At 65.6% G+C, this 23519-nt stretch carries 18 protein-coding genes; 15 read left to right on the forward strand and 3 right to left on the reverse strand.

Annotation, left to right across the window (positions count from 1 at the left end; translation table 11 throughout):
• From ACFOYU_RS05045 to ACFOYU_RS05100, 12 genes are all read left to right on the forward strand, one after another.
• Positions 1-674, forward strand: a 674-nt coding sequence (locus ACFOYU_RS05045; RefSeq protein WP_377032703.1) for an ABC transporter substrate-binding protein, incomplete at its 5' end; no start/stop codon positions are given.
• A gap of 97 nt (positions 675-771) precedes the next feature.
• Positions 772-1644, forward strand: a complete 873-nt coding sequence (locus ACFOYU_RS05050) for a branched-chain amino acid ABC transporter permease (protein ID WP_226742435.1) — start codon at positions 772-774, stop codon at positions 1642-1644.
• A 4-nt stretch (positions 1645-1648) separates the two neighbouring features.
• On the forward strand, positions 1649-3484 hold the full coding sequence (locus ACFOYU_RS05055; protein WP_377032704.1) for an ATP-binding cassette domain-containing protein: 1836 nt from the start codon (positions 1649-1651) through the stop codon (positions 3482-3484).
• A complete protein-coding gene (locus ACFOYU_RS05060; protein ID WP_226742433.1) occupies positions 3468-4172 on the forward strand; it encodes an ABC transporter ATP-binding protein in 705 nt (234 codons plus the stop codon). The genes ACFOYU_RS05055 and ACFOYU_RS05060 overlap by 17 nt, the downstream gene beginning before the upstream one ends.
• A gap of 15 nt (positions 4173-4187) precedes the next feature.
• Complete coding sequence (locus tag ACFOYU_RS05065) at positions 4188-5621, forward strand: aldehyde dehydrogenase family protein (RefSeq protein ID WP_377032705.1); 1434 nt, start codon at positions 4188-4190, stop codon at positions 5619-5621.
• 4 nt (positions 5622-5625) lie between these two features.
• A complete protein-coding gene (locus tag ACFOYU_RS05070) occupies positions 5626-6423 on the forward strand; it encodes a shikimate dehydrogenase family protein (protein ID WP_377032706.1) in 798 nt (265 codons plus the stop codon).
• Positions 6420-7178 (forward strand): SDR family NAD(P)-dependent oxidoreductase, encoded by a 759-nt coding sequence (locus ACFOYU_RS05075; protein ID WP_226742430.1) that lies wholly within the window; start codon positions 6420-6422, stop codon positions 7176-7178. Before ACFOYU_RS05070 ends, ACFOYU_RS05075 begins: the two co-directional genes overlap by 4 nt.
• A 10-nt stretch (positions 7179-7188) precedes the next feature.
• A complete protein-coding gene (locus ACFOYU_RS05080; RefSeq protein ID WP_226742429.1) occupies positions 7189-9396 on the forward strand; it encodes a thiamine pyrophosphate-dependent enzyme in 2208 nt (735 codons plus the stop codon).
• Positions 9393-10826: an FAD-binding oxidoreductase gene (locus tag ACFOYU_RS05085; RefSeq protein WP_377032707.1), complete on the forward strand. Its 1434-nt coding sequence runs from the start codon at positions 9393-9395 to the stop codon at positions 10824-10826. The genes ACFOYU_RS05080 and ACFOYU_RS05085 overlap by 4 nt, the downstream gene beginning before the upstream one ends.
• A 4-nt stretch (positions 10827-10830) precedes the next feature.
• Positions 10831-12435, forward strand: a complete 1605-nt coding sequence (locus ACFOYU_RS05090; RefSeq protein ID WP_377032708.1) for a GMC family oxidoreductase — start codon at positions 10831-10833, stop codon at positions 12433-12435.
• A 117-nt stretch (positions 12436-12552) separates the two neighbouring features.
• On the forward strand, positions 12553-13188 hold the full coding sequence (locus tag ACFOYU_RS05095; protein WP_377032709.1) for a MarC family protein: 636 nt from the start codon (positions 12553-12555) through the stop codon (positions 13186-13188).
• A gap of 172 nt (positions 13189-13360) precedes the next feature.
• Complete coding sequence (locus tag ACFOYU_RS05100) at positions 13361-15004, forward strand: Na/Pi cotransporter family protein (RefSeq protein WP_377032710.1); 1644 nt, start codon at positions 13361-13363, stop codon at positions 15002-15004.
• A gap of 6 nt (positions 15005-15010) precedes the next feature.
• Here ACFOYU_RS05100 and ACFOYU_RS05105 read toward each other — a convergent pair whose 3' ends face one another.
• Entirely contained in the window at positions 15011-15217 is a 207-nt protein-coding gene (locus ACFOYU_RS05105) for a hypothetical protein (RefSeq protein ID WP_226742424.1), read from the reverse strand.
• A gap of 132 nt (positions 15218-15349) precedes the next feature.
• Between ACFOYU_RS05105 and gcvA the strand changes: the two genes are divergently transcribed.
• Complete coding sequence (gene gcvA / locus ACFOYU_RS05110) at positions 15350-16279, forward strand: transcriptional regulator GcvA (RefSeq protein WP_226742423.1); 930 nt, start codon at positions 15350-15352, stop codon at positions 16277-16279.
• Between the two features lie 5 nt (positions 16280-16284).
• Here the strand turns inward: gcvA and mdoH are convergent, their stop codons facing one another.
• Together mdoH and ACFOYU_RS05120 are read right to left on the reverse strand one after the other, a co-directional pair.
• The gene (gene mdoH / locus ACFOYU_RS05115) at positions 16285-18477 is read right to left on the reverse strand and encodes a glucans biosynthesis glucosyltransferase MdoH (RefSeq protein ID WP_377032711.1); all 2193 of its coding nucleotides are present in this window, start codon (positions 18475-18477) and stop codon (positions 16285-16287) included.
• Entirely contained in the window at positions 18453-20024 is a 1572-nt protein-coding gene (locus tag ACFOYU_RS05120; RefSeq protein WP_226742421.1) for a glucan biosynthesis protein, read from the reverse strand. Before ACFOYU_RS05120 ends, mdoH begins: the two co-directional genes overlap by 25 nt.
• Positions 20025-20206: 182 nt before the next feature.
• Between ACFOYU_RS05120 and glmU the strand changes: the two genes are divergently transcribed.
• Positions 20207-21583 carry a bifunctional UDP-N-acetylglucosamine diphosphorylase/glucosamine-1-phosphate N-acetyltransferase GlmU gene (gene glmU, locus ACFOYU_RS05125; protein WP_226742420.1) on the forward strand — a complete coding sequence of 459 codons (1377 nt, stop codon included), beginning with the start codon at positions 20207-20209 and terminating at the stop codon, positions 21581-21583.
• Positions 21584-21692: 109 nt separating this feature from the next.
• Entirely contained in the window at positions 21693-23519 is a 1827-nt protein-coding gene (glmS, locus tag ACFOYU_RS05130) for a glutamine--fructose-6-phosphate transaminase (isomerizing) (protein ID WP_226742419.1), read from the forward strand.

Genomic DNA, 23519 nt, shown 5'->3' on the forward strand with positions numbered 1-23519 from the left:
ACGGCCAGACCGTGGCCGGGTTCCAGCAGAAGCGGGCGCAGGAGAAGGGGCTCAACCTGGTCGAGACGCTGCCGTACTCGGCCAAGTCGGTGGACCTGACGCCGGTGATCCTGCGGCTGAAGTCGGCGGGCGTGGACGTGGTGCTGCAGACCTCGTACCAGAACGACACGGTGCTGTTCTTCCGCCAGATGAAGGACCAGGGCTTCAAGCCCAAGGCGGTTATCGGTGCCGGCGGCGGTTATTCCCTCCGCGACACGGTCCAGGCGGTGGGCCCTGAGAACATGGAAGGGGCGCTGAACGTGGACTTCACCCAGTACCGCACCAATCCGGCGGCGGCCCCGGGGATCGACGCGTTCGAGAAGAAGTACCAGGCCAAGTACGGCACGCCGCCGCGCTCGGGCCACAGCCTGGCGAACTACATGGGCGCGAACGTGTTCCTGGACGCCATGGCTTCGGCCAAGGACCTGTCGGCGGATGCGATCCGCGAGGCGGTGATGAAGGTGGACGTGCCGGAGGGCACGACGCCGACCGGCTGGGGCGCCAAGTTCAACGAGCAGGGCCAGAACACGCGGGTGAGCCCGTTCCTGATGCAGTGGCAGGGGGGCGAGCTTGTGACGGTGTTCCCGGAGAAGGCGGCCGTGGCCAAGCTGAAGACGGGCGTGGGCGCGAACTGATCCCGTCCTGACCTCTGCCGGCCTCCGCCGCGCATCGCCGCGGAGGCCGCTCTCAATCACAAAAAGTGTTTCACGCCAGCGTCCCGGAGGCCTGACGATGGACGTCTTCGTACAGCTTATCCTCAACGGCATTCTGCTCGGCAGCATGTATGCCATCATCAGCGTCGGGTTGACGCTCATTTTCGGTATCGTCCGCGTCGTCAACTTCGCGCATGGCGAATTCCTGATGGTCGGCATGTATGCCGTGTATCTTCTCGCCGCGAATCTCGGGTTTCACCCCTATGTATCCGCGGTTCCCATCGTCATCCTGCTCTTTGCCATGGGTGCCCTGGTGCAGCGGTTCATCATCCAGCCGCTCCTGGGAGCAGACGAGCATATCCAGATCTTCGCGATGGTCGGTCTGTCGACCGCTCTCGTGAACCTCGCCCTGCTGATCTTCGGCGCCGACCTCTACTCGGTGAACACCCCGAGCGTGCGTCAGTCCATCGCCTTCGGCGGCTATACGCTCCTGATCGGCCAGCTGGTGATGTTCTTCTGCGCCCTCGCACTGGTCGCCGGGCTTCACTTCTTCATGCAGACGACCCCGCTCGGCCGCGCCATCCGCGCCACGGCGCAGAACCGGAACGCGGCGCTCCTCATGGGCGTCAGGGTCAATCGCATCTACATCTTCTCCTTCGGCCTCGGCGCCGCCTGCGTGGGCCTGGCCAGTGCCCTTCTGATGCCGCTCTACCCGGTGACCCCGACCATCGGCACGTACTTCGTTCTCACTGCCTTCGTGGTCGTGGTGCTTGGAGGCATGCGGAGCATGTACGGCGCGTTCGCCGGTGCGATGATCATCGGCATCGTGGACAGTCTTTCCGGCTACTACATCGCGCCGGACCTCAAGGAAGTGGTCTATTTCGCGATCTTCATCCTCATCCTGATCTTCAAGCCGACGGGCCTGTTCGGGCTCGGCCGCGGGACGGAGTGAACCCATGACCGCCAAAGCTCTTGCGACCCCGGCCGCAGCCCGTCGAAAGTCGGGCCTGCTGAGCCGCCTGACGGATCCGCGAGTCTACTGCTCGCTCCTGGCACTCTCGCTGCTCCTCATCATTCCGGTCGCCATCGACTCCCCGTTCATCGTGCACGTCTTCGTCACGATCTGCGTCTTCGCGGCCCTGTCCACGGCCTGGAACATCGTGGGCGGCTATGCCGGGCAGCTCTCGCTCGGCCACATGGTGTTCTACGGTATCGGCGGCTATACGACGGCGCTGTTGATCCAGCACTTCAGTCTGTCTCCCTGGATCGGTATGTGGGCCGGCGCGGCGCTCTCGGTGCTGGTCGGCATCGGGATCGGATACCCATGTTTCCGCCTGCGCGGACCGTTCTTCTCCCTCGCCACCATCGCGTTCCTGGAAGTGGTGCGTCTGCTCGCGATCCACTTCCATGGGGTCACGGGCGGCGCAGCCGGCTTGATCGTTCCCCTCAAGCTCGGATGGCAGTGGATGATCTTCCGGGAGAAGATCAACTATCTCTACATCGCGTTCGGACTGCTCCTCTTCGCGATGGCCGTGTCGTGGGCGATCCGCAATTCCAAGCTCGGCTTCTATCTGACCGCTGTGCGCGAGCGCGAGGACGCGGCCCTCGCGGCGGGCGTTTCCAATACGCGGGTCAAGTTGAAGGCCGTGATGATCTCCGCGGGTCTGACCTCCCTGGTCGGCTCCTTCCACGCCATGTACATCACCTTCCTCGAGCCGGCGACGATGTTCTCTCTCGCCACATCGATCGAGATCGCCATGTTCTCGCTGATCGGGGGCCTCGGCACGGTGGCGGGACCGCTCCTCGGGACAGTGCTGGTGGTGCCGCTCGCGGAGCTTGCCCGCGGCTGGCTGGGGGCTTCGGCCAACGGCCTGCACGGCTTCGTCTACGGAACGGTCCTCGTCCTCATCACGCTCACGCTGCCCGGCGGTCTCGCCGGAACGTTCGGACCATGGGTCGTGCGCTGGATCGACCGTCTGCCGGGCGGCGGCACGCGCCGGGAGGAGTACGAAGCCCCCGAAGCGCGCCCGATCACCGGCACGCCGGGAGAGCCGATCCTGACGGCGGAGAACCTCGTCATGAAGTTCGGCGGCCTGACGGCGACGGACAACGTCTCCATCACCCTCCACCGCGGCGAGATTCTCGGCATCATCGGCCCTAATGGCGCAGGTAAGACGACGATCTTCAATCAGATCTCGGGCTTCCTGAAGCCGACCTCCGGCAGTATCTCGGTCGTCGGACCCGATGGAGCCACGAGGGCGCCGGTTTCCGCCGACGAGTTCGCTCGCCTGGGCGTGGGCCGCACGTTCCAGATCGTGCAGCCCTTCGGGAAGCTGACCGTGCTCGAGAACATCATGGTGGGGGCGTTCATGCGCCATGCGAAGGTGGACGACGCCCGCGCCGCCGCCCTGAGGGTCGCACGCCTGGTCGGTCTCGAGGACATCAAGGACGTGGAGGCGCGCAATCTGCCGATCGGCGGCCTGAAGCGCCTGGAAGTCGCCCGCACCCTCGCAACGGAGCCCTCGATCCTGCTCCTGGACGAGGTCATGGCGGGCCAGAGCCAGTCCGACACGCAGCGCATGGTCCAGCTGATCCGGACCATTCGCGACAGCGGCGTCACGGTCATCGCCATCGAGCACAACATGCAGGCGATCATGAGCCTGTCCGATCGGATCGTCGTGGTGGATTCCGGGCGCGTGATCGCCCAGGGCGACCCACAGGAGGTCGTGAAGGACCGGCGCGTGATCGAGGCCTATCTCGGAGAGGATTTCGTCCATGCTCAAGGTATCTAACGTCACGGCGGGCTATGGTCGGACCGTCATTCTCCAGGATCTCTCCATCGAGGTCGGTCGGGGCGAGGTGGTCACGATCATCGGCTCCAACGGCGCCGGCAAGACGACGCTGCTGCGGACGATTTCCGGTCTCGTGAAACCCACCCGCGGCGAGATCGTCTTCGACGGAGAAAGGATCGACGGGCAGGAGCCTGCCGACATCGTCGGGCGCGGTCTCGTGATGGTTCCCGAGGCGCGCCAGCTCTTTCCGGTCATGACCGTCCGCGATAACGTCATGATGGGCTGCTACCACCCCAACGTCCGCGAGGGCGCGTCCCGGCGGTTCGAGGAGGTTCTCGACATCTTCCCGAGGGTGAGGGAGCGCCTCGATCAGCTGGCGGGCTCTCTCTCCGGCGGCGAGCAGCAGATGGTCGCCATCGCTCGCGGCCTGATGGCCTCCCCGAAGCTCCTGATGCTCGACGAGCCGTCGCTTGGACTGGCTCCCCTGATCGTGCAGCAGATGTTCGGAATCGTGGAGCGCATCTGCTCCATGGGCACCACGGTCCTTCTCGTGGAGCAGAAGGCGTTTCACGCCCTCAAGATCGCGGACCGCGCCTACGTCATCGAGAACGGCCGCATCGCCATGCAGAACACCGGGGCCGGTCTCCTGGCCGATCCTCACATCAAGACTGCGTATCTCGGAATCTAACGGACCAAAGCGGACATGCTGCATCGGAACTACATCGGCGGAGAATGGCTCGAAGGCGCCTCCGTCAACGTCAACCTCAATCCCTCCAATCTCGACGACGTCGTCGGGGAATACGCATCGGCGGATGCCGCGCAGACCGAGCAGGCCATCGAGGCCGCCCACGCGGCCTTTCCCGCTTGGGCCATGTCGAGCCCCGAGGTGCGCTCCGACGCGCTGGATCGGATCGGCACCGAGCTTCTCGCCCGGAAGGACGAACTCGGCGCTCTCCTGTCCCGCGAGGAGGGCAAGACGCTTCCCGAGGGGATCGGCGAGGTCGTCCGCGCCGGCCGCGTCTTCAAGTTCTTTGCCGGGGAGGCCCTGCGCCTGACCGGCGACCGTCTGCCTTCGGTGAGGGCAGGGGTGGACGTGGAGATCGTTCGCGAGCCGGAAGGCGTCGTGGGTCTGATCACGCCCTGGAACTTTCCCATCGCGATTCCGGCCTGGAAGATTGCCCCGGCGCTGGCCTACGGCAACACGGTGGTGTTCAAGCCGGCGGATCTCGTGCCTGGCTCCGGCTGGGCCCTGGCCGAGATCATCTCCCGGGCAGGCCTTCCGGCGGGGGTGTTCAACCTTGTGATGGGGCCGGGATCCCAGGTCGGCAACGCCATCGTGAAATCCCCGAAGGTTCGGGCGGTGAGCTTCACCGGCTCGGTGCCGGTCGGTCGCCGGCTGGCCGGAGACCTCGTGGCGCGCGGGGCCAAGATCCAGCTGGAGATGGGCGGCAAGAACCCCCTGATCGTTCTCGACGACGCCGACCTCAAGGTGGCGGTGGAATGCGCCGCCAACGGCGCCTTCTTCTCCACCGGGCAGCGTTGCACGGCTTCCTCGCGTCTCATCGTGCAGGAGGGCATCCACGACCGTTTCGTGGCGGCGCTTCGGGAGCGCATGGCGGGACTGAAGGTGGACGATGCCCTCAAGGCGGGCACGGATATCGGGCCGGTCGTGAGCCGTAACCAGCTGGAGCAGAATCTCGGCTATGTGAAGGTGGGCCAGGACGACGGAGCCAAAGTGGAAGCCGGCGGCGAAGTGCTCGAGCGCGGCACCCCGGGATATTACATGGCTCCGGCTCTCCTCACGGAGACAACCAACGAGATGCGGGTCAACCGCGAGGAAATCTTCGGGCCGGTCGCCACCGTGATCCGGGTGCGCGACTACGAGGAGGCCGTGTCGGTCGCCAACGACACGGAATTCGGTCTGTCCTCTGGTATCTGCACCACATCCCTCAAATATGCGAGCGACTTCAAGAAGCGGTCGAGCGCTGGGATGGTCATGGTCAACCTGCCGACGGCGGGCGTCGACTATCACACCCCGTTCGGCGGGCGGAAAGGCTCGTCCTACGGCCCGCGTGAGCAGGGCGCCTATGCCCGCGAGTTCTACACGGCGGTGAAAGTCGCCTACACGCTGGGGTGATGCGATGACGGAAATTACCGGACACACCAGGGTCTGGGCGATCCTGGCGGACCCGATCCACCACGTGAAGACGCCCCAGGCCCTGAACGCCCTCATGCGCAAGCGGGGTGTCGATGGTGTGCTCATCCCCATCCATGTCGGGGCGGACGATCTTTCAGGCCTCGTTTCAGGCCTCAGGACCATGCGCAACCTCGGCGGCCTCATCGTCACCGTGCCGCACAAGACGGCCATGGTGGCGCTCTGCGACGAGGTCAGCCCAGCGGCACGGGCCATCGGCGCGGTCAACACGGTTCGCCGCGAGACGGACGGCAGGCTGGTCGGGGAGATGCTCGACGGCGCCGGTTTCGTTGCGGGCCTGCGCCAGGCGGGGATCGAGCCGAAGGGGCGCAGCGCCTATCTCGCCGGTGCGGGCGGCGCGGCCAATGCGATTGCCTTCGCTCTTGCGGAAGCAGGCGTGTCCCGCCTGACGGTCGCCAACCGCACCCGGAGCAAGTGCGAGGATCTCGCGCAGCGGCTCGCAGAGGCCTATCCCGGCTTTGCGGTGGAGATCGGGTCTCCCGACCCGTCCGGACACGAGATCGTCGTCAATGCGACGTCGCTCGGCCTGCGCGAGAACGATCCGCTGCCGCTCGATGCCGACCGCCTCACGCCGGATCAGATCGTCGCCGAGATCATCATGCAGCCGGAGACGACGGCGCTGCTCGCCGCGGCGAAGGAGCGTGGATGCCGGACGCATCCGGGCGGGCCCATGCTGGCCTGCCAGCTCGAACTCATGGCGGACTTCACGGAGATGCGCCCGTGAACGGCGCGGGCAGCCTCCAGGGACGTTGTGCGCTGATTACGGGCGGCGCCTCCGGCATCGGCCTCGAAATCACGCGCGCGTTCAGGGCCCAGGGCGCCAGGATCGTTGTTTTCGACCGTGACCCCGCAGCCGGCGAGGCTCTGCGCGATTTCGACGATGTCCTGGTCGTTCAAGGCGACGTGACCGAACCGTCGGATCTCAAGGGGGCTTTCGATGCCGCCGAGGAGCGGTTCGGCGCCGTGGATGTGGCGGTGGCGAATGCCGGCGTGTCCCAGAACAGCCCGACGCTGGATCTGGACCTCGCCGCATGGCGCCGGGTGATGAGCATCAATCTTGACGGCGTCTTCCTCACCGCTCAGGAGGCCGGGCGGCGAATGATCCCACGCGGACAGGGGCGCATCCTGCTCATGGCGTCCATGTACGGTGTCGTCGCCGCGCCCGAACGGCTCGGGTACTGCGTTTCGAAGAGCGGCGTCGTCATGATGGCGAAGGCTTTGGCCGTCGAATGGGCCCGCCACGGAATCCGCGTGAACGCGATTGCACCCGGCTACGTGCGCACACCTTTCCTGGACGACCTCATCGCCCGTGGCCGCCTCGATTTGGAGAAGCTCCAGGAGCGCACGCCCATCGGACGCCTGATCGAAAGCCGCGAGGTGGCGGATATGGCGACCTTCCTCGCTTCCGACGCCTGCGGCGCCGTGACCGGGCAGGTGCTGGGCGTCGACGGCGGCTGGACCGCCTACGGATACATCTAGGAGGATCGCAATGCCGGAGCGGATCAAGCTTACCGCCGCAGCTCCCTGGATCGAGCTGAAGACCACCCGCAAGGACTGGCGCAGCGCCGATCCGGCGCTCCTCGGCGAAATGCTGACGCAGATGCATCTCATCCGCGCCTTCGAGGAAACGGTGCTCGATCTCGCCGGCGAAGGCCTGGTGCATGGCCCGGCGCACTCCTCCATCGGTCAGGAAGGCGGCGCAGTCGGCTCCATCGTCGGGTTGCGCGACAGCGATCAGATCAATGGCTCCCATCGTGGGCACCACCAGTTCCTCGCCAAGGCTCTATCCTATGCAGCCCGGGGCCTCGACCCGAAGACCGCCTTTCCTTCGGAGGTCGAGCCGGTCCTCCACCGGACGCTTGCGGAAATCCTGGGGCTGGAGCCCGGCTTCGGGCATGGCCGCGGCGGCTCCATGCATCTGCGCTGGGCGGAAGCGGGGGCCCTCGGCACCAACGCCATCGTGGGTGGCGGCGTGCCTCTCGCGGCCGGGGCCGCCATGGCCCACAAGCTTGCCGGAACGGGAGATGTGGCGGTCACCTATTTCGGGGACGGCGCCGTGAACATCGGCACGGCTCTGGAGACCATGAACCTCGCAGCGGCATGGTCCCTGCCGATGCTGTTCTTCATCGAGAACAATTTCTACGCCGTCGCGACAAGGGTCGAGGAGGTCACGCGCGAGGCCCGTCTGTCCGGACGCGGCTGCGGATTCGGGATTCCGTCCTGGCGGGTCGACGGGATGGACCCGCTGGCGGTTCACCTCGCCACCACGGAGGCCCTCCAGCTTCTACGCGAGGGGAAGGGGCCTGCGCTCATCGAGGTCGAGGTTTATCGCTTCTTCCACCAGAACGGACCGCTGCCGGGTTCCGCGTTCGGCTATCGCAGCAAGGACGAGGAGGCGGCCTGGCGCGCCCGCGACCCGCTCACCCGCGCGGCGACCGAAATGGTGGCGCGCGGTCTCCTGGAGGAGGCTGACGTGGCCGATCTTCGGGACCGGTCCAAGGCGCTCATGTCCGGCATCGCCGAGAAGCTCGTGGAGCCCCACCGCAATTCCCGCCGCGTCAGGCCGGAGCTATGGCCGGACACGGCCTTCGTCGATGTCGGCATTCGCGGCGACCTTCCCGACTTGCAGGATGCGAGGGTCGTGGAGGCGGACAGCCATGGCGGGACGACCCAGGAGCGCAAGTTCGTCGATGTCATCGCGGATGTCCTGCACCGGCGCTTCGAGACGGATTCGTCGCTGATCCTCATGGGCGAGGACATCCACCGTCTGAAAGGCGGCACCAACGGCGCCACGCGCGGGTTGGCCGCGGCCTTCCCGGGACGCGTGCTCGGAACCCCGATCAGCGAAGCCGCCTTTACGGGCTTAGCAGGCGGGCTGGCGATGGATGGCCGCTACAGGCCGATCATCGAGTTCATGTATCCCGACTTCATGTGGGTTGCCGCCGACCAGGTCTTCAATCAGATCGGCAAGGCCCGTCATATGTTCGGCGGCGATACCGACGTGCCTCTCGTGCTCCGCACCAAGATCGCCATGGGAACCGGCTACGGCTCGCAGCACTCCCTCGACCCCGCGGGTGTTTTCGCCACCTCGCCGGGCTGGCGCATCATTGCACCGTCCACGCCCTTTGACTACGTGGGCCTGATGAACGCGGCCCTCCGGTGCCGGGATCCGATTCTGGTGATCGAGCATGTCGATCTCTACCAGAGCATGGGCAGCGTACCGGCGGACGATCTCGACTATGTGATACCCCTGGGGCGGGCGCGGGTCGTTCGCCCCGGCCGGCACCTCACGGTGCTGACCTATTCCGCGATGGTCGCCAAAACCCTCGAAACGGTGGAGAAGCTCGGTCTCGATGCGGAGGTGATCGACCTTCGCAGCCTCGACCGCGCCTCCCTCGACTGGGACACCATCGGCGAGAGCATTCGCCGGACCAACAACGTGGTCATCGTCGAGCAGGGCTCCCTCGGCACCTCCTACGGCACGATGCTTGCGGACGAAATCCAGCGCCGCTATCTCGACTGGCTCGATCAGCCGGTGCAGCGCGTCCACGGCCGGGAGGCTTCGCCCACCATTTCCAAGGTGCTGGAGCGCGCCGCCTTCGCGGGGCATCAGGAAGTGGCCCGGGGCCTCGCATCCGCCATGGCCGCGAAAGGCATGCCCCTGGACCGTGCGGTTTTGGACGAGGCTTTCCGATGAGTGTTCCTGCCCCTGTTCTCGAACGTCTGCAGGGCGTTCTTGGTCCCGCCGGTCTTATCACCGAGGGGCCCGATCTCGAGCCCTTCGCCATCGACTGGCGCCGACTCTTTCCGGGCGTCCCGGCCTGTGTCGCGCGTCCCGCAACGACCGAACAGGTCGCGGCGATCGTCCGGGCCTGCCACGAAGCCGGAATCCCCATCGTTCCCCAGGGGGGAAACACGGGTCTGGCGGGTGGCGCTGTTCCGGACGCATCCGGCAGGCAGGTCGTTCTCTCCCTGACGCGGATGGCGGCGATCCGCGAGGTCGACCCGGTCGGGATGACCATCGAGGCGGAGGCCGGGTGCATCCTGAAGGTCGCACAGGATGCGGCCCTGAGGGAAAATCGCGTCCTGCCGATTAGCCTGGCGGCGGAAGGCTCCGCCACCATCGGTGGTGTCGTCGCGGCCAATGCGGGCGGCGTCAACGTTCTGCGCTACGGCATGACCCGCAGCCTCGTGCTCGGCCTCGAGGTGGTTCTGCCCGACGGCACGGTGGTCAACGGATTGCGACGTCTTCGCAAGGACAATGCCGGCTATGACTGGAAGCAGCTCTTCATCGGCAGCGAGGGCACCCTCGGAATCGTGACGGCGGCGGTCCTGCGGCTGCTGCCCAGGCCGCAGCACTCGGTCACGGCTCTCATGTCCGTGCCGGATCCGAATGCGGCGCTGCGGCTCCTGGAGCTGTCGCAGAACGAACTCGGCGACACGATCTCGGCTTTCGAGCTGATCTCGCGGACCTCCCTCCAGCTTGTGGAGAAGCACGCGGGGCTGAAGCCGCCCATCGGCGAGGGCGAGTGGTTCGTGCTGATCGAGGCCGCCTCCAGCCTGTCGGGCATGCGCGAGGCCGCGGAGACCGTGCTGGGAACGGCGCTGGAAAACGAACTGGCGCTCGATGGCGTGGTGGCGGAGTCCGGCAGCCAGGCCGCGCAGCTCTGGGCCCTGCGCGAGCACGTGACCGAGTCGGAGGCGCGGGAGGGCAAGAGCGTCAAGCACGACGTGTCGGTCCCCTTATCCGCGGCTCCGCAGTTCCTCGACGAGGCCGGAACGGCGCTCGCCGCAGGCGCACCCGGCACCCGGGTGAACGCCTTCGGGCACTTGGGCGACGGCAACATCCACTACAACGTGTTGGTAGGGGCTGAGCACGACGCGACGTCGGTGAACAGGATCGTGCACGATGTGGTGGCGCGGTTCGGCGGCAGCATTTCGGCCGAGCATGGCATCGGCCAGTACCGCGTCGGCGAACTCGCCCGGTACCGCTCCAAGGCGGAAATGGATTTGGCGGCACGCCTCAAGCGGACCCTCGATCCCGAGGGGCTGCTCAATCCCGGCAAGGTGCTTGCGTCTTCAACCGGTTCCTCCGGGCGGTCCTCGGCGCCCGACCATAACGAGTAACGTCATGGATTCCTTTGATTATGTCATTGTGGGTGGCGGCACGGCGGGTTGCGTGCTGGCAAACCGGTTGAGCGCATCCCCGCAGACCAGGGTGCTCGTGCTCGAGGCCGGAGGGCCCGATAGCGGCTTCTGGATTCCCATTCCCGCAGGCTTCAGCAAGCTCCTCACCAACGCCAAATACAATTGGCGTTTCCAGACCGAGCCCGAGGAGAACGTCCATAACCGGACGATCGTCGTGCCTCGCGGCAAGGGGCTCGGCGGGTCGACCCTGATCAACGGCATGATCTTCGTGCGCGGCCAGCCCCAGGACTACGACACCTGGGCACAGCTCGGCGCCACCGGCTGGAGCTTCGAGGACGTGCTGCCCTACTTCAAGAAGCTGGAGAACTTCGAGGACGGAGCGAGCGACCTGCGGGGGCAGGGCGGTCCCGTCAACGTCGTGCGCGTGTCCGAGCGTCCCGAGCTTTCCGAAGCCTTCATCGCGGCGGCGCAACAGGCAGGACTCCCTGCCAACCCGGATTATAACGGCGCCAGCCAGGAGGGCTTCGGCTATTATCAGGTCAACCAGCGGAAGGGCCGGCGCTGGAGCGCGGCGGATGCCTATCTGCGCCCGGCCATGTCCCGTCCGAACCTGACGGTGCAGACCAACGCCCACGTGACCCGGATCGATTTCGAGGGCCGCCGGGCCATTGGCGTGACCTACAAGATCGGGAACGAGGAGCGGACCGTCAGGGCGCGCGCCGAAGTGATCCTTACGGCAGGAGCCGTCCAGACGCCGCACCTGCTGGAACTGTCGGGTGTCGGCCAGCCGGAGGTGCTTGCAGCGGCCGGGATTCCCGTCCGGCACGCACTGCCCGGCGTCGGCAACAACTACATCGACCATTTCGCCACCCGGATGAACTGGCGGGTCAAGAAGCCGATCACGCTCAACGAGAAAACGCGTGGGTGGCGTCTCGGCATGGCCGTCGCCCAGTACTACCTGACCCGCAAGGGCATTCTCACCCTCGGCACCGGTCTCGCCCACGGTTTCGTCAAGACCAGGCCGGAACTCGAAACGCCGGACGTCCAGTACTTCTTCGTTCATGCGAGCTACGCCAATGCGGGCGAGCGAAAGCTGGATCGCCTGCCCGGCATGACCATAGGCGTGACGCAGCTGCGCCCCGAGTCGCGGGGCACGATCCACATCAAGAATCCCGACCCGCTCACGCCTCCGGCGATCCGGCCGAACTTCCTGGCGGTCCGGACGGATCAGGAAGCGCTCATCGAGGGTATGCGGATCGCCCGTCACATCATCGAGCAGCCGGCCATGGACCCGTACCGCGCCTATGAGATGAGCCCGGGCGTCGAGGTCAACACCGACGAGGAATGGCTGGACTTCGCGAGGCGCAACGGTCAGACCATCTATCACGCCATCGGGACCTGCAGCATGGGCAGGGGTCCCATGGCGGTGGTCGACGAGAGGCTGAGGGTCCGCGGACTCGACGGACTGAGGGTCGTCGACGCGTCCATCATGCCCACGATGGTTTCGGCCAACACCATGGCGGCCGTGCTGATGATCGCCGAGAAGGGGGCGGACCTCATCAAGGCCGATGCCCGGGTGGCCGCCTGATCGGCGCCGGTTTCCCGACATTCCGCTCGGCGATGGGACGTGCGATAAGCCCCGCAGCCCACCGTGACGCAAGCTTCCGGACTTAAACGGTGCGCAGACACCGGGGGAAGTCGCGACATGCTGGATGATCAAAATCTGGTGCTGAACCAGTTCTTCACGCTCTGGGCCATGCTGGATCCGTTGGGCCATCTGCCGCTCTTTCTCGGAGCGACCTCGGAACTCGAGCGCAAGGAACGGCGGCGTGCCGCCATGCTGGCGGTCTTTTTCGCATTCTGCATTCTCCTCTTCTTCGGAATCGCGGGGCAGTTCCTGCTCCACGCCATGGGGATCTCCCTCATTTCCTTCCAGATCGCTGGAGGCATCATCCTTCTGCTCTTCGCCATCTCGATGGTGCTGGGGGAGGGGCATTCGGCCGCGAAATCCGTCGACGAGCCCGCCGGGAACACCTTGAGCGTGGCCGTCTACCCCCTGGCGACGCCCATCATCGCCGGGCCGGGCGCCATGCTGGCCATCATCATCCTGACCGACAACAACCGCTTCACCCTGACCGAACAGGTCGAAACCTTCGGCGTTCTGGCCATCGTTTTGAGCGCGATGCTCGTGATTTTCACGCTCGGGGACTTCATCAGCAACATCATCGGCAAGGGCGGTACCAACATCCTGCGGCGGGTCATGGGGGTCATCCTGGCCGCCCTCTCGGTGAATCTGATCGTCAATGCCCTGGTGGAGTGGCTCCACCTGCCGGCCGTCTAAGGCAGCTCGGGCCGGGAAACCCCGGGAGTAAGGCTCGGGAAGGGCTGCCGCTCCCGTAATGGGTAGAGGATTTCTCTCCGTGGTCGCATAATTAGCCGGCAACCTGATTGCAGGATCGCCGATGGAGGACTAAGCAGAGCGATTGAGCCTTTCGCACGAACCAGAGGAATGAATGTCCGCCACCTCCGTCTTGATCCATCTCCTCGGTGAGATCGCCCTGCTGCTGTGGGGCATCAACATGGTCAATAGCGGGGTTCAACGGGCCTTCGGCAGCGATCTGCGCTGGATCCTCGGGGTCGGTCTGAGAACCCGCCTTCGGGCGTTCCTGGCCGGCGTCGGCGTGACGACGGTCCTTCAGAGCAGCACAGCCACGGCCCTGATGGTGGCCTCCTTCACGGCAGGCGGCGCGGTCGACGTCATTCCTGCCCTGGCCGTGATGCTCGGGGCGAATGTCGGCACCACGCTGATCGTCCAGGTTCTGTCCTTCGACATCACGCTGATCTTTCCGTTCCTGATCTTCGGCGGCTACATGGCCTACCGGCGCGGAACGTCCAGCAGGACCAAGGACTTGGGGCGGGTGACCATCGGCCTCGGCCTCATGCTCCTGTCGCTGCATCTCCTGTCGGAGACGATCCACCCGATCGAATCGTCGGACGTGCTCAAGAGCCTTCTGGCCGCGATCGCGCCGGACCCGCTCATTCTGGTCCTGTTGGCGGCCATTCTGGCCTGGGCGGCCCATTCCAGCGTCGCAGCGCTTCTGTTCATCATGTCCCTCGCCAGCGCCGGGGTCATCGATCCCCATTCGGCCCTCGCGATGGTTCTCGGCGCCAATCTCGGCAGCTCGCTGAACCCGCTGCTCGAGGGCACCGGAGGCGATCCGGTGAAGCTGCGCGTGCCGTTCGGGAACCTGGCGATGCGGGTGATCGGGTGCGCCCTCGCTCTGCCGCTGATCGGCCTGTTGCTGCCGTATCTGACCATGCTGGACCCCAACCCGGCCAGGATGTCGGCCAACTTCCATACGATCTTCAACCTCGCGGTGGCTGCGATCTTCATTCTGCCCCTGCCTTGGATCGCCCGCCTGCTGCTCAGGATGTTCCCGGAGCGGATTCGGGCCTCGGACCCGGGCGTGCCGCAATATCTCGACGCGGATGCGCTGGATACGCCGTCGGTCGCGCTCTCCAACGCGGCGCGCGAGGTGCTGCGCATGGCGGACACGGTCGAGACCATGCTGCGCGGCTCCCAGGATCTCTTCCATCAGGACGATATCAGCCGCGTGAGCGCGATCAGCCAGACCGACGACGTGGTGGATCGACTCTACACGGCGATCCGGCGCTATTTGAGCTCCATCAACCACGAGGCCCTGAGCGCAGCCGAGGCGAGGCGTCTTTCCGACATTCTCGCCTTCGCCATCAATCTGGAGCACGTCGGCGACATCATCGACAAGAACCTGATGGAGCTGGCCGCCAAGCGCATCAGGAACCATCTGCGGCTCCCGAAGGACAGCCTTGCCGACATCGACAGCATGCACGCCAAGCTCCTGGAGCACCTTCAGCTGGCGGCATCGGTCCTGATGTTCCAGGATCTCGGCTCCGCTCGCAGGTTGGTGGCCGAGAAGGAGCGCTTCCGCGAGATCGAGCGGACGATCACCCAGAGAAACCTCGAGCAGCTCCGCTCCGGCAAGTCGACGGGCGACACGAGCGCCTTGCAGCTCGATATCATCCGCGACCTGAAGCGGATCGAGGCCCACATCGCGGCGACCGGCCACTCGCTTCTGGAACAGAGCGGCGAGCTGAAACCCAGCCGCCTGACCTCCTGACGCGGATCAGCGCCAGCCATTCGCCCTGAGGGACTGCCAGTCCACATAACGAACCTCCTCCGGCAGACCGATGTCCCGTCGGTCATGCTCGTTCAGGTGGCTCAGATCCGTGATCATGGGCTTGTCCTTGCGGGGAGCGGGGCGGAGCCAGAGCTTCAGGCGCAGCCAAACGCTATCCACACCGCGAAGGCGGCGGACATCTTCGTGTTTCATGACAGCCTACCGATTTTCACCTTTGTCGGGGCGCGTCGGCCCTCGACGATGCAGCCTCAAGGTGCGCCTCCAGACGCGACTTGACAAAGCGAAAGCGGGAGGGCTGCCATAAGGCAGCCTTATGGATCAGCCATGTCTAAACTTCCTCCCATGAGCGCGATTCGCGCCTTCGAAGCGGCAGCCCGCCACCAGAGCTTTACCCGTGCCGCTCAGGAGCTCGGCATGACCCAGGCCGCCGTGAGCTATCAGATCAGAATGCTGGAGGACCGGATCGGCGCGCCCCTGTTCGTGCGCCTGCCGCGCCATGTCGAGCTGACCGCCAGGGGCCGCCAGCTCGCGCCGGCAGTGACCGAGGCTTTCGAAGCGCTGAGGGTGGCTTTCGCAGGGGTCGAGAACGCCGTCCAGACGGTGCTTTCGATCACGACCCTCACGACATTCGCGTCCAACTGGCTCGTGACGAGGCTGGGGCGCTTTCAGCAGCTTCACCCCAACATCGCGGTTCAGATCTCCGCCTCGTCGCAGATCGTGGACTTTGCGCAGAACGATTTCGACATCGGCATCCGCAGCGGGACCGGAGATTGGCCCGGGCTCGAGGCGCATCTTCTTTTCCCGAACCAGTTCACTCCTGTCTGCAGTCCGGACCTCCTGCGCCAGGTCGAGCTGCGGGAACCGGCGGATCTGCTGAAGCTCCCCATCCTCACGCCCAGCGATCCGTGGTGGAAGGACTGGTTCACCGCCGCAGGTCTGCCTGACGTGGATCTGTCCAACCGCCCCGACAACTCCCTCGGCGCACAGCAATTCGAGGGCATGGCGGCCATGGCGGGGCAGGGGGTCGCGATGATCAATCCCTACTTCTTCCCCAACGATCTTGCCGCCGGCCGGCTGGTCCAGCCGTTCGACCTCCTGGTCCAGGCCGACCGGAGCTACTGGCTGGTCTACCCGAAGGCGCGCAGGCGGTCGGCCAAGATCCTGGCCTTCCGCGACTGGGTGCTCAGCGAGATCGCCGGAGACATGGAGAAGGCGGGGGCACAGATGGCCGGGCAGGGGAGCGCCGGTTCCTGACGCCCCTATTCGGCGGCCTGGGCTTCCGGCGCCTTGTCCTTCAGGCGCACGAGCATGTCCAGGAGCGCGCGGTCGTGGAGCACGACCATCCGCTCCTTCTGCTTCAGCCAATGAAGGGCGTCGTCGATGGTTTCGGCATCGGCCAGTTTGGCCTCTGCGAGAGCCCTGTCCGCCTCGATCTCACCCCTCTTTCGGGGCGCGACCGGCGGAAGCATCTCCACGTGCCGATCCCTCAGATTCGGGTCGGCGTAGATTGCGCGAAGTGCGTCCTCGTCGTCGAATCCGAGGGTGGCGTTGCGAGCCTGCAATTCGTTGGCCCGCACAGCGATGGCAGGCGGCCGGTGCTCCTCCGGCGTCAGGAGCAGCCCCATGCGCTTCAGGGCAAGACCTGCTCCGAGCTGGCCGCTGAGCCAAGAGAGGGGGATCGCCAGAAGAAGGCCGAGGATCGTCGGTGACATCCAGAGGAAGAGGGAGGTGGCGATCATGAAGGCCGAGATACCCGCAAGGGCCCCCAGAACCGTGTGCGCCCGGTGGCGGCGCACGATGTCCCGCATGGGGATCGAGCCGTCGTCGCGCCGCTGGGGCTGCCAGCCGGTGTCGCGCCCGAGGAGGATCTGGAAGACCGAGCCGGACTGGATCAGCATCATGATCGGCGCCAGGAGGGCCGAGAGAACGATCTCGATGACGGAAGAGACGATCAGCCGGAAGCCGCCTCCGGATTCCCGGCGGTCCTTACCCCTCAGGAGCATCAGCAGCAGCCCGAAGAGCTTCGGTGCCAGCAGGATTCCCATGGTGAGCGCAAAGAGGGCCAAGGCGCGCTCGGGGTCGAACCGCGGCCAGATGGGATAGAGCCTGAAATCCCGGGCGAAGTATTCCGGGCGGATGTAAGTGGTCTGGAGGACCAGCGCGATACCGACGATGAGCTGGAACAGCCAGAACGGCGAGGCCAGATAGGACATGATGCCGGTGGCGAAGTGCTGGCGCGTCGCAAGCTTGAGCCCTTTTGCGGTGATCACCCGCATGTGCTGAAGGTTGCCCTGGCACCAGCGTCGGTCGCGGGCCGACAGGTCGATCAGAGAGGGCGGGCTCTCCTCGTAGGAGCCGCCGAGATCCGGCAGCATGTAGATGTCCCAGCCGGCGCGCCGCAACAGGGCCGCCTCGACGAAGTCATGGCTCAGGATGTGCCCTCCGAGCGGAGGTTTGCCGCGCAGGTCCGGCAGGCCGCCATGGGCGGCAAAGGCCTTGGTGCGGATGATCGCGTTGTGGCCCCAGTAATTGCCGTCGCGCCCCATCCAGACCGACAGTCCCATGGCGATGACCGGGCCTGTGACCCGCGCAGCGAATTGCTGCAGACGGGCGAAGAGGGTGTTCCGGTTGATGATCAGGGGCAGAGACTGAATGATGCCGGCATCGGGGTCGGCTTCCATCGCCGCCGCGAGCCGCACGATGCACTCGCCTGTCATCAGGCTGTCCGCATCGAGCACGAGCATGTGCTCGTAGTGCCCGCCCCAGCGCGAGACGAAGTCGGCGATGTTGCCCGCCTTGCGGTGATAGTTCTTGGGCCGGTGCCGGTAGAAGAAGCGGGCACCGCCCTCTCCGAGGCGCTTACGCAGGGCGAGGAAGGCCCGCTCCTCCGCGACCCACGCATCGGGCTGCGTGGTGTCGGAAAGGATGAAATAGTCGAAATGGGAGCCGAGCCCCGTGCGCTCGACCTCCTCATAGATGGCTTCGAGGGCCGCATAGGTCCGGGATGTCTGCTCGTTGTACACGGGCATGACGATGGCGGTGCGGTGGGCGAGCGCCGAGGGTAGGGCCGGCCCCTGGCGCGGCTTCCTCAGGAGAGCGAAGAACCCCAGCAACGCGCTCGTGAACGCGATCGCGATCCAGGAGAAATTGACGGTGAAGAGCGCCACGAGGGCCCACTGGAGAATCGTGGTCCGGCTGACCGACACCACCTGGTACATCTCGTAGGTGCCGTAGGCGGTCAGCAGCAATCCGCCGCCGAACACGAAGAGCCGCGCCAGCCATGTTCCCATCATAGGATGACGGTGGAGAGGGCGCCGCTCCTGAGCCGCCGACCACCGCCGAAGGTGCTGCGTCGGCATCTCCAGGTGCTTTTCAGGCGGCATCACAGGGGCGGGCCCTTCACGGCCCGCCGCATTCGAATCGGGACCTATGGTGTCCAACGATAAAGCCATGTCTCGCTAATCGGTTTCCCGCCTGCTTCAAGGATGAGGCGCATCTCACACGCGTTTTCGTTCCCGGGGTCAAGCTCGAATGCGACGCGTACCGTGTTCCGCTCCGGATAGACCCAGTTTTTGAGATCCTGGAACGTCCCGGGACTGACTGTCAGGACGGATCTAAGGTCTGCAGGCAGGTTTTCACCCAGGGTTTCGGTAGAGAAGTCCACGGCGAACCGCTGCCGGCGCCCCGCAGAGCCCCGCCCGACCCTGGTCGACGTGACCGTGGCAAGGGGAGGACGCTCCGGAGGGGTCCAACACCAGTACTGGCGGTAGGCGAAGGAGACCTCCGAGCCCGCAGCCATGGGAACTTTAGGGCGCCAATAGGTCAGAATGTTGTCGTTGATTTCCGCATCCGTCGGGATCTCGAGCAGTTGGACGCTCCCCTGTCCCCAGTCGCCGAGCGGCTCGATCCAGAGACTCGGCCGGAGTTCGAAGCGCTGGTTGTCGTCCTGGAAGGCCTCGTAGCTGCGATCCCGCTGCAGGAGCCCGAAGCCCCGGGGCGAGTTGTCGACGAAAGCGGAAATCTGGAGCGTCTCGGGATTGTGAAGGGGGCGCCAGAGCCACTCGCCTTGGCCGTTATGCATCTGAAGACCGGCGGATTCGTAGGCCGCCACCCGGATGTCGTCGGCGCTGCGGCGGTCGTTCGGCCCGTAGAAATACGTCGATCCGATCCCGCCGAGGCCCACATGCTCGAGATTGACACGGGGAAAGAGGGTCGTCTCCACGTCCACGATCGTCATGTCGCCGGGCCGGAACGTCATTCGGACGGCACCGGTGGTCGATTCGGAATCGACGACGGCATGAGCCGTGATGCTGTTGCTTCCGACTGCCGGCCTCTCGAGCCAGAAGGCCCGGAAGATCGGAAATTCCTCTCCCTTCGGATCGGCAGGCTTCAGGGTCAGCGCCCGCGCAATGGCTCCGAAGTTCTGCCCCCTGGCGCGGGCGCGGAAGAAGGTTGCGCCTTGAACCAGAGCGAAGTCGAAGGGCGTTCCGTCACCCGAGGTGGCGACGAGCCGGAAGCCCGAGAAGCCGATATCCCCGAGATTGTTCGGCGGGTTGGGCTGGCCGTAATCGAACTGCGACGGATCGTAGCCGACCCTGCGGACCGCCCCGTCCTCGACGAGGTAGAGGTCGACCGCGTTGGTGAAGACGAATCCCCGATGCAGCGGCTCGACGGCGATTCCCCGCGCCTCGTTGCCCCAGATCGGCGGCTGCCGCGACTTGATCGCGATATACTGTTCATAGGTCAGGTTCGAGAAGAAATCCGGCAGGTCGTTCGGCGGCTGCACGAATGGCTTTTTCGCCAGCTGCCGCGCCAGATCGACGACCGCCGCAGGATCGAAGCGCTGATTGTCCCCCATTCTTGCAAAGATCGTAGCCTGCGGCGTCTGCGCGCGCAGGTTAGGCGAAAAGCCAAGGGCGGCGACCGACACGCCGATATAGGCCAGCATGTCGCGCCGGCGGGGATGGGACGGGGAGGATGCCCCCAGCAGAACCGGCACAGCGAAACTCTTGTGTGAACGAGGCTGATAAAGCCAAACAATAGGAACCCGTATACATATCTGCAATCATGAGCGCGAAGTAAACGAGCAGAGGGCGCAATCTGCCCCTGCCCAGATGAACGATTGCCGAATTACCCACTCTGAGCTAGCTGCTCTCGAAACCGCCACCGGACCGATACACTATGACCTCTTCTCCCACGTCCCAGACGGCTTCCCCCCGTAGCTGCCTCGCCATCGTCCTGGCGGCAGGCGAAGGCACGCGGATGAAATCCGACAAGCCGAAGGTCCTGCATGAGATCGCCAATCGGACTCTGGTGAGTCACGTGGTCGCTACCGTCGTGGCGGCCGGCGCCACCGAGGTCGCCGTGGTGGTCGGCCCCGACAGGGACGATGTCGCAAGGGAAGCGCAAAAGATCATGCCGGCGGCCGGAATCTTCGTGCAGCGCGAGCGGCTCGGAACGGGCCATGCGGTGCTGAGCGCAAGGCCGGCGCTGGAAAAGAAGCCGGACGACATCATCGTGGTCTATGCGGATACGCCCCTCGTCAGCGTCGAGACGCTCGAGCGGCTGCGGAGCCCCCTCGCATCCGGAGCGTCGGTGGTGGCTCTCGGGTTCGAGGCGAAGGATCCGACCGGCTATGGCCGCTTCATCATGGCGGGCGATCAGATCCTCGACATCCGCGAGCACAAGGATGCCACCGAGGCGGAGCGGGCGATCTCCCTCTGCAATGGCGGGCTGATGGCCATCCGCGGCGATGTGGCGCTGACCCTTCTCGAAAGGGTCGGCAACAGCAATGCAAAGGGCGAATACTATCTCACGGATATCGTCGCCATCGCTCGCGAGCTCGGACATGCGACGGCTGCCGTCGTTGTCGCGGAGGAGGAGGTGCACGGGGTGAACGACCGCGCCCAGCTCGCGGCCGCCGAACGCATGATCCAGGACCGGCTGCGCCAGGCCGCCATGGCCTCGGGGGTGACCCTGATCGCTCCGGAGACCGTCTTCCTGAGCCACGATACCAAGCTCGGACGGGACGTGGTCGTCGAACCGCATGTGGTCTTCGGCCCCGGAGTCGTGGTGGAGGACCGCGTCGTGATCCACAGCTTCAGCCATCTGGAGGGAGCCCGCATCGCCTCGGGCGCCGCCGTCGGCCCCTATGCGCGCCTCCGTCCGGGCGCTTCCCTCGGCCCCAAGGCTAAGGTCGGCAACTTCGTCGAGATCAAGAACACCGAGCTCGGGGCAGGCGCCAAGGTCAGCCACCTGACCTATCTCGGCGACGCCAGTGTGGGGGCGGAGGTCAACATCGGCGCCGGCACAATCACCTGCAACTACGATGGCTTCGGCAAGTACAGGACCGAGATCGGGGAGGGAGCCTTCGTGGGGTCGAATTCCTCCCTCGTGGCGCCCATCCGGATCGGAAAGGGCGCCTTCGTGGGGTCGGGCTCCGTCATCACGGAGGACGTGCCCGACGATGCTCTCGGCCTCGGCCGCGGGCGTCAGGTCGTGAAGGAAGAGTGGGCAAGCGCCTTCCGCGAAAAAGCCCTGGCGGCGAAACAGAAGTGATACGAGGTGTCACAATCGGTCACGCAAGTTGATTTGAGAGGCCGTTGAAGCCTCGCTAGCAGAGCCACAAGCTTAACGTTCAGCAGTTGTAAGAAGGGCGCCTCGCAGTATGTGCGGAATCGTTGGAATCGTCGGCAAGACCCCCGTCGCGGCACAGATCGTCGAAGCGCTCAGGAGGCTGGAATACCGGGGTTACGATTCCGCGGGCGTCGCGACCCTCGAGGACGGCCGGCTCGACCGGCGGAGGGCCGAAGGGAAGCTGCGCAACCTCGAGGTCAAGCTCTCCCAGGCGCCGCTCTCCGGCATCATCGGGATCGGGCATACCCGGTGGGCGACCCACGGCAAGCCGAACGAGACCAACGCCCACCCCCATGCGACGGACAAGCTGGCCGTCGTCCACAACGGCATCATCGAGAACTTCCGCGAGCTGAAGACCGGGCTGGAGGCCAAGGGCGTCCGGTTCGAGACCGAAACGGATACCGAGGTCGTGGCCCAGCTGGTCACCTATGAAATGCGCCAGGGACGTCCGCCCGTCGAGGCGGTTGCGGTGACGCTTCCGCGCCTGCGTGGCGCCTTCGCCCTGGGCTTCCTGTTCTCCGGCGAGGACGACCTCCTGATCGGCGCCCGCCACGGCGCACCGCTTGCCCTGGGCTACGGCAACGGAGAGATGTATCTCGGTTCGGATGCGCTGGCTCTGGCGCCCTTCACCGACGAAATCACCTATCTGGAGGACGGGGACTGGGCGATCCTGCACCGGACGGGAGCCGATATCCGCGATGAGAGCGGACAGAGGGTGCAAAGGCCGCGCCACAGGATCCCTACCGGCTCCTTCATGGCCGACAAGGGCAATCACCGCCACTTCATGGTCAAGGAAATCCACGAGCAGCCGGAGGTCGTCGGCCGGACCCTCGCTCACTACGTGGATTTCAGCGCCGGACGCGTCGCTCTGCCCTTCGACCTGCCCTTCGACTTCAAGGATCTGAAGCGCCTGTCGATTTCCGCCTGCGGTACGGCCTATCTGGCGGGGCTGATCTCGAAATACTGGTTCGAGCGCCTGGCGCGCATTCCCGTCGAAATCGACGTGGCGTCCGAGTTCCGCTACCGCGAGGCCCCTCTCGAGCCGGGCAGCCTGGCGCTTTTCGTGTCCCAGTCCGGCGAGACTGCCGATACGCTGGCTTCGCTGCGCTATGCCTCCGCCGAGAAGCAGCACACGCTTTCCGTCGTCAACGTACCGACCTCCACCATGGCCCGCGAAAGCGCCGTAGTGGCGCCGACGCTGGCGGGCGTCGAGGTCGGCGTGGCCTCCACCAAGGCCTTCACCTGCCAGCTCTCCGTGCTCCTGTCCCTCGCCATCGCGGCGGGACGGGCGCGCGGCACCCTGAGCGCGGAGGAGGAAAAGGAACTCGTCGATGCCCTGATCGGCGTGCCGGGGCTCATGAGCGAGGCCATGAAGCGCGAACACCAGATCGAGCTTCTGTCCCGCGAGCTATCGAAGGCCAAGGACGTTCTCTATCTCGGCCGCGGCACGTCCTACCCCCTCGCCCTGGAAGGGGCGCTGAAGCTCAAGGAAATCTCCTACATCCACGCCGAAGGCTATGCAGCCGGCGAGCTGAAGCACGGACCCATCGCTCTCATCGACGAGACGATGCCGGTCATCGTCATCGCGCCTCACGATGCGATCTTCGAGAAGACCGTCTCCAACATGCAGGAGGTCGCCGCTCGCGGCGGGCGCATCATCCTGATCACCGACGAGAAGGGTGCCCTGGAGACCGATCTCGACACCATGGCGACCATCGTGATGCCCTCGGCTCACCCGATCGTCGCGCCGATCGTCCACTCGGTTCCGATCCAGCTGCTGGCCTACCACACGGCGGTCTTCATGGGCAAAGACGTGGACCAGCCGCGCAACCTGGCGAAGTCGGTGACGGTGGAGTGA

Source organism: Microvirga sp. GCM10011540, assembly GCF_042650665.1.
GTDB classification, from domain to species: Bacteria; Pseudomonadota; Alphaproteobacteria; order Rhizobiales; family Beijerinckiaceae; genus Microvirga; species Microvirga lenta.

Bases quoted from the DNA above. Each gene is read 5' to 3' on its own strand.
- glmU (WP_226742420.1), top strand. From the start codon at position 20,207: ATGACCTCTTCTCCCACGTCCCAGACGGCTTCCCCCCGTAGCTGCCTC.
- ACFOYU_RS05065 (WP_377032705.1), top strand. From the start codon at position 4,188: ATGCTGCATCGGAACTACATCGGCGGAGAATGGCTCGAAGGCGCCTCC.
- mdoH (WP_377032711.1), bottom strand. From the start codon at position 18,477: ATGGCTTTATCGTTGGACACCATAGGTCCCGATTCGAATGCGGCGGGC.
- ACFOYU_RS05070 (WP_377032706.1), top strand. From the start codon at position 5,626: ATGACGGAAATTACCGGACACACCAGGGTCTGGGCGATCCTGGCGGAC.
- ACFOYU_RS05055 (WP_377032704.1), top strand. From the start codon at position 1,649: ATGACCGCCAAAGCTCTTGCGACCCCGGCCGCAGCCCGTCGAAAGTCG.
- ACFOYU_RS05095 (WP_377032709.1), top strand. From the start codon at position 12,553: ATGCTGGATGATCAAAATCTGGTGCTGAACCAGTTCTTCACGCTCTGG.
- glmS (WP_226742419.1), top strand. From the start codon at position 21,693: ATGTGCGGAATCGTTGGAATCGTCGGCAAGACCCCCGTCGCGGCACAG.
- ACFOYU_RS05090 (WP_377032708.1), top strand. From the start codon at position 10,831: ATGGATTCCTTTGATTATGTCATTGTGGGTGGCGGCACGGCGGGTTGC.
- ACFOYU_RS05060 (WP_226742433.1), top strand. From the start codon at position 3,468: ATGCTCAAGGTATCTAACGTCACGGCGGGCTATGGTCGGACCGTCATT.
- ACFOYU_RS05085 (WP_377032707.1), top strand. From the start codon at position 9,393: ATGAGTGTTCCTGCCCCTGTTCTCGAACGTCTGCAGGGCGTTCTTGGT.
- ACFOYU_RS05080 (WP_226742429.1), top strand. From the start codon at position 7,189: ATGCCGGAGCGGATCAAGCTTACCGCCGCAGCTCCCTGGATCGAGCTG.
- ACFOYU_RS05100 (WP_377032710.1), top strand. From the start codon at position 13,361: ATGTCCGCCACCTCCGTCTTGATCCATCTCCTCGGTGAGATCGCCCTG.
- ACFOYU_RS05050 (WP_226742435.1), top strand. From the start codon at position 772: ATGGACGTCTTCGTACAGCTTATCCTCAACGGCATTCTGCTCGGCAGC.
- ACFOYU_RS05105 (WP_226742424.1), bottom strand. From the start codon at position 15,217: ATGAAACACGAAGATGTCCGCCGCCTTCGCGGTGTGGATAGCGTTTGG.
- gcvA (WP_226742423.1), top strand. From the start codon at position 15,350: ATGTCTAAACTTCCTCCCATGAGCGCGATTCGCGCCTTCGAAGCGGCA.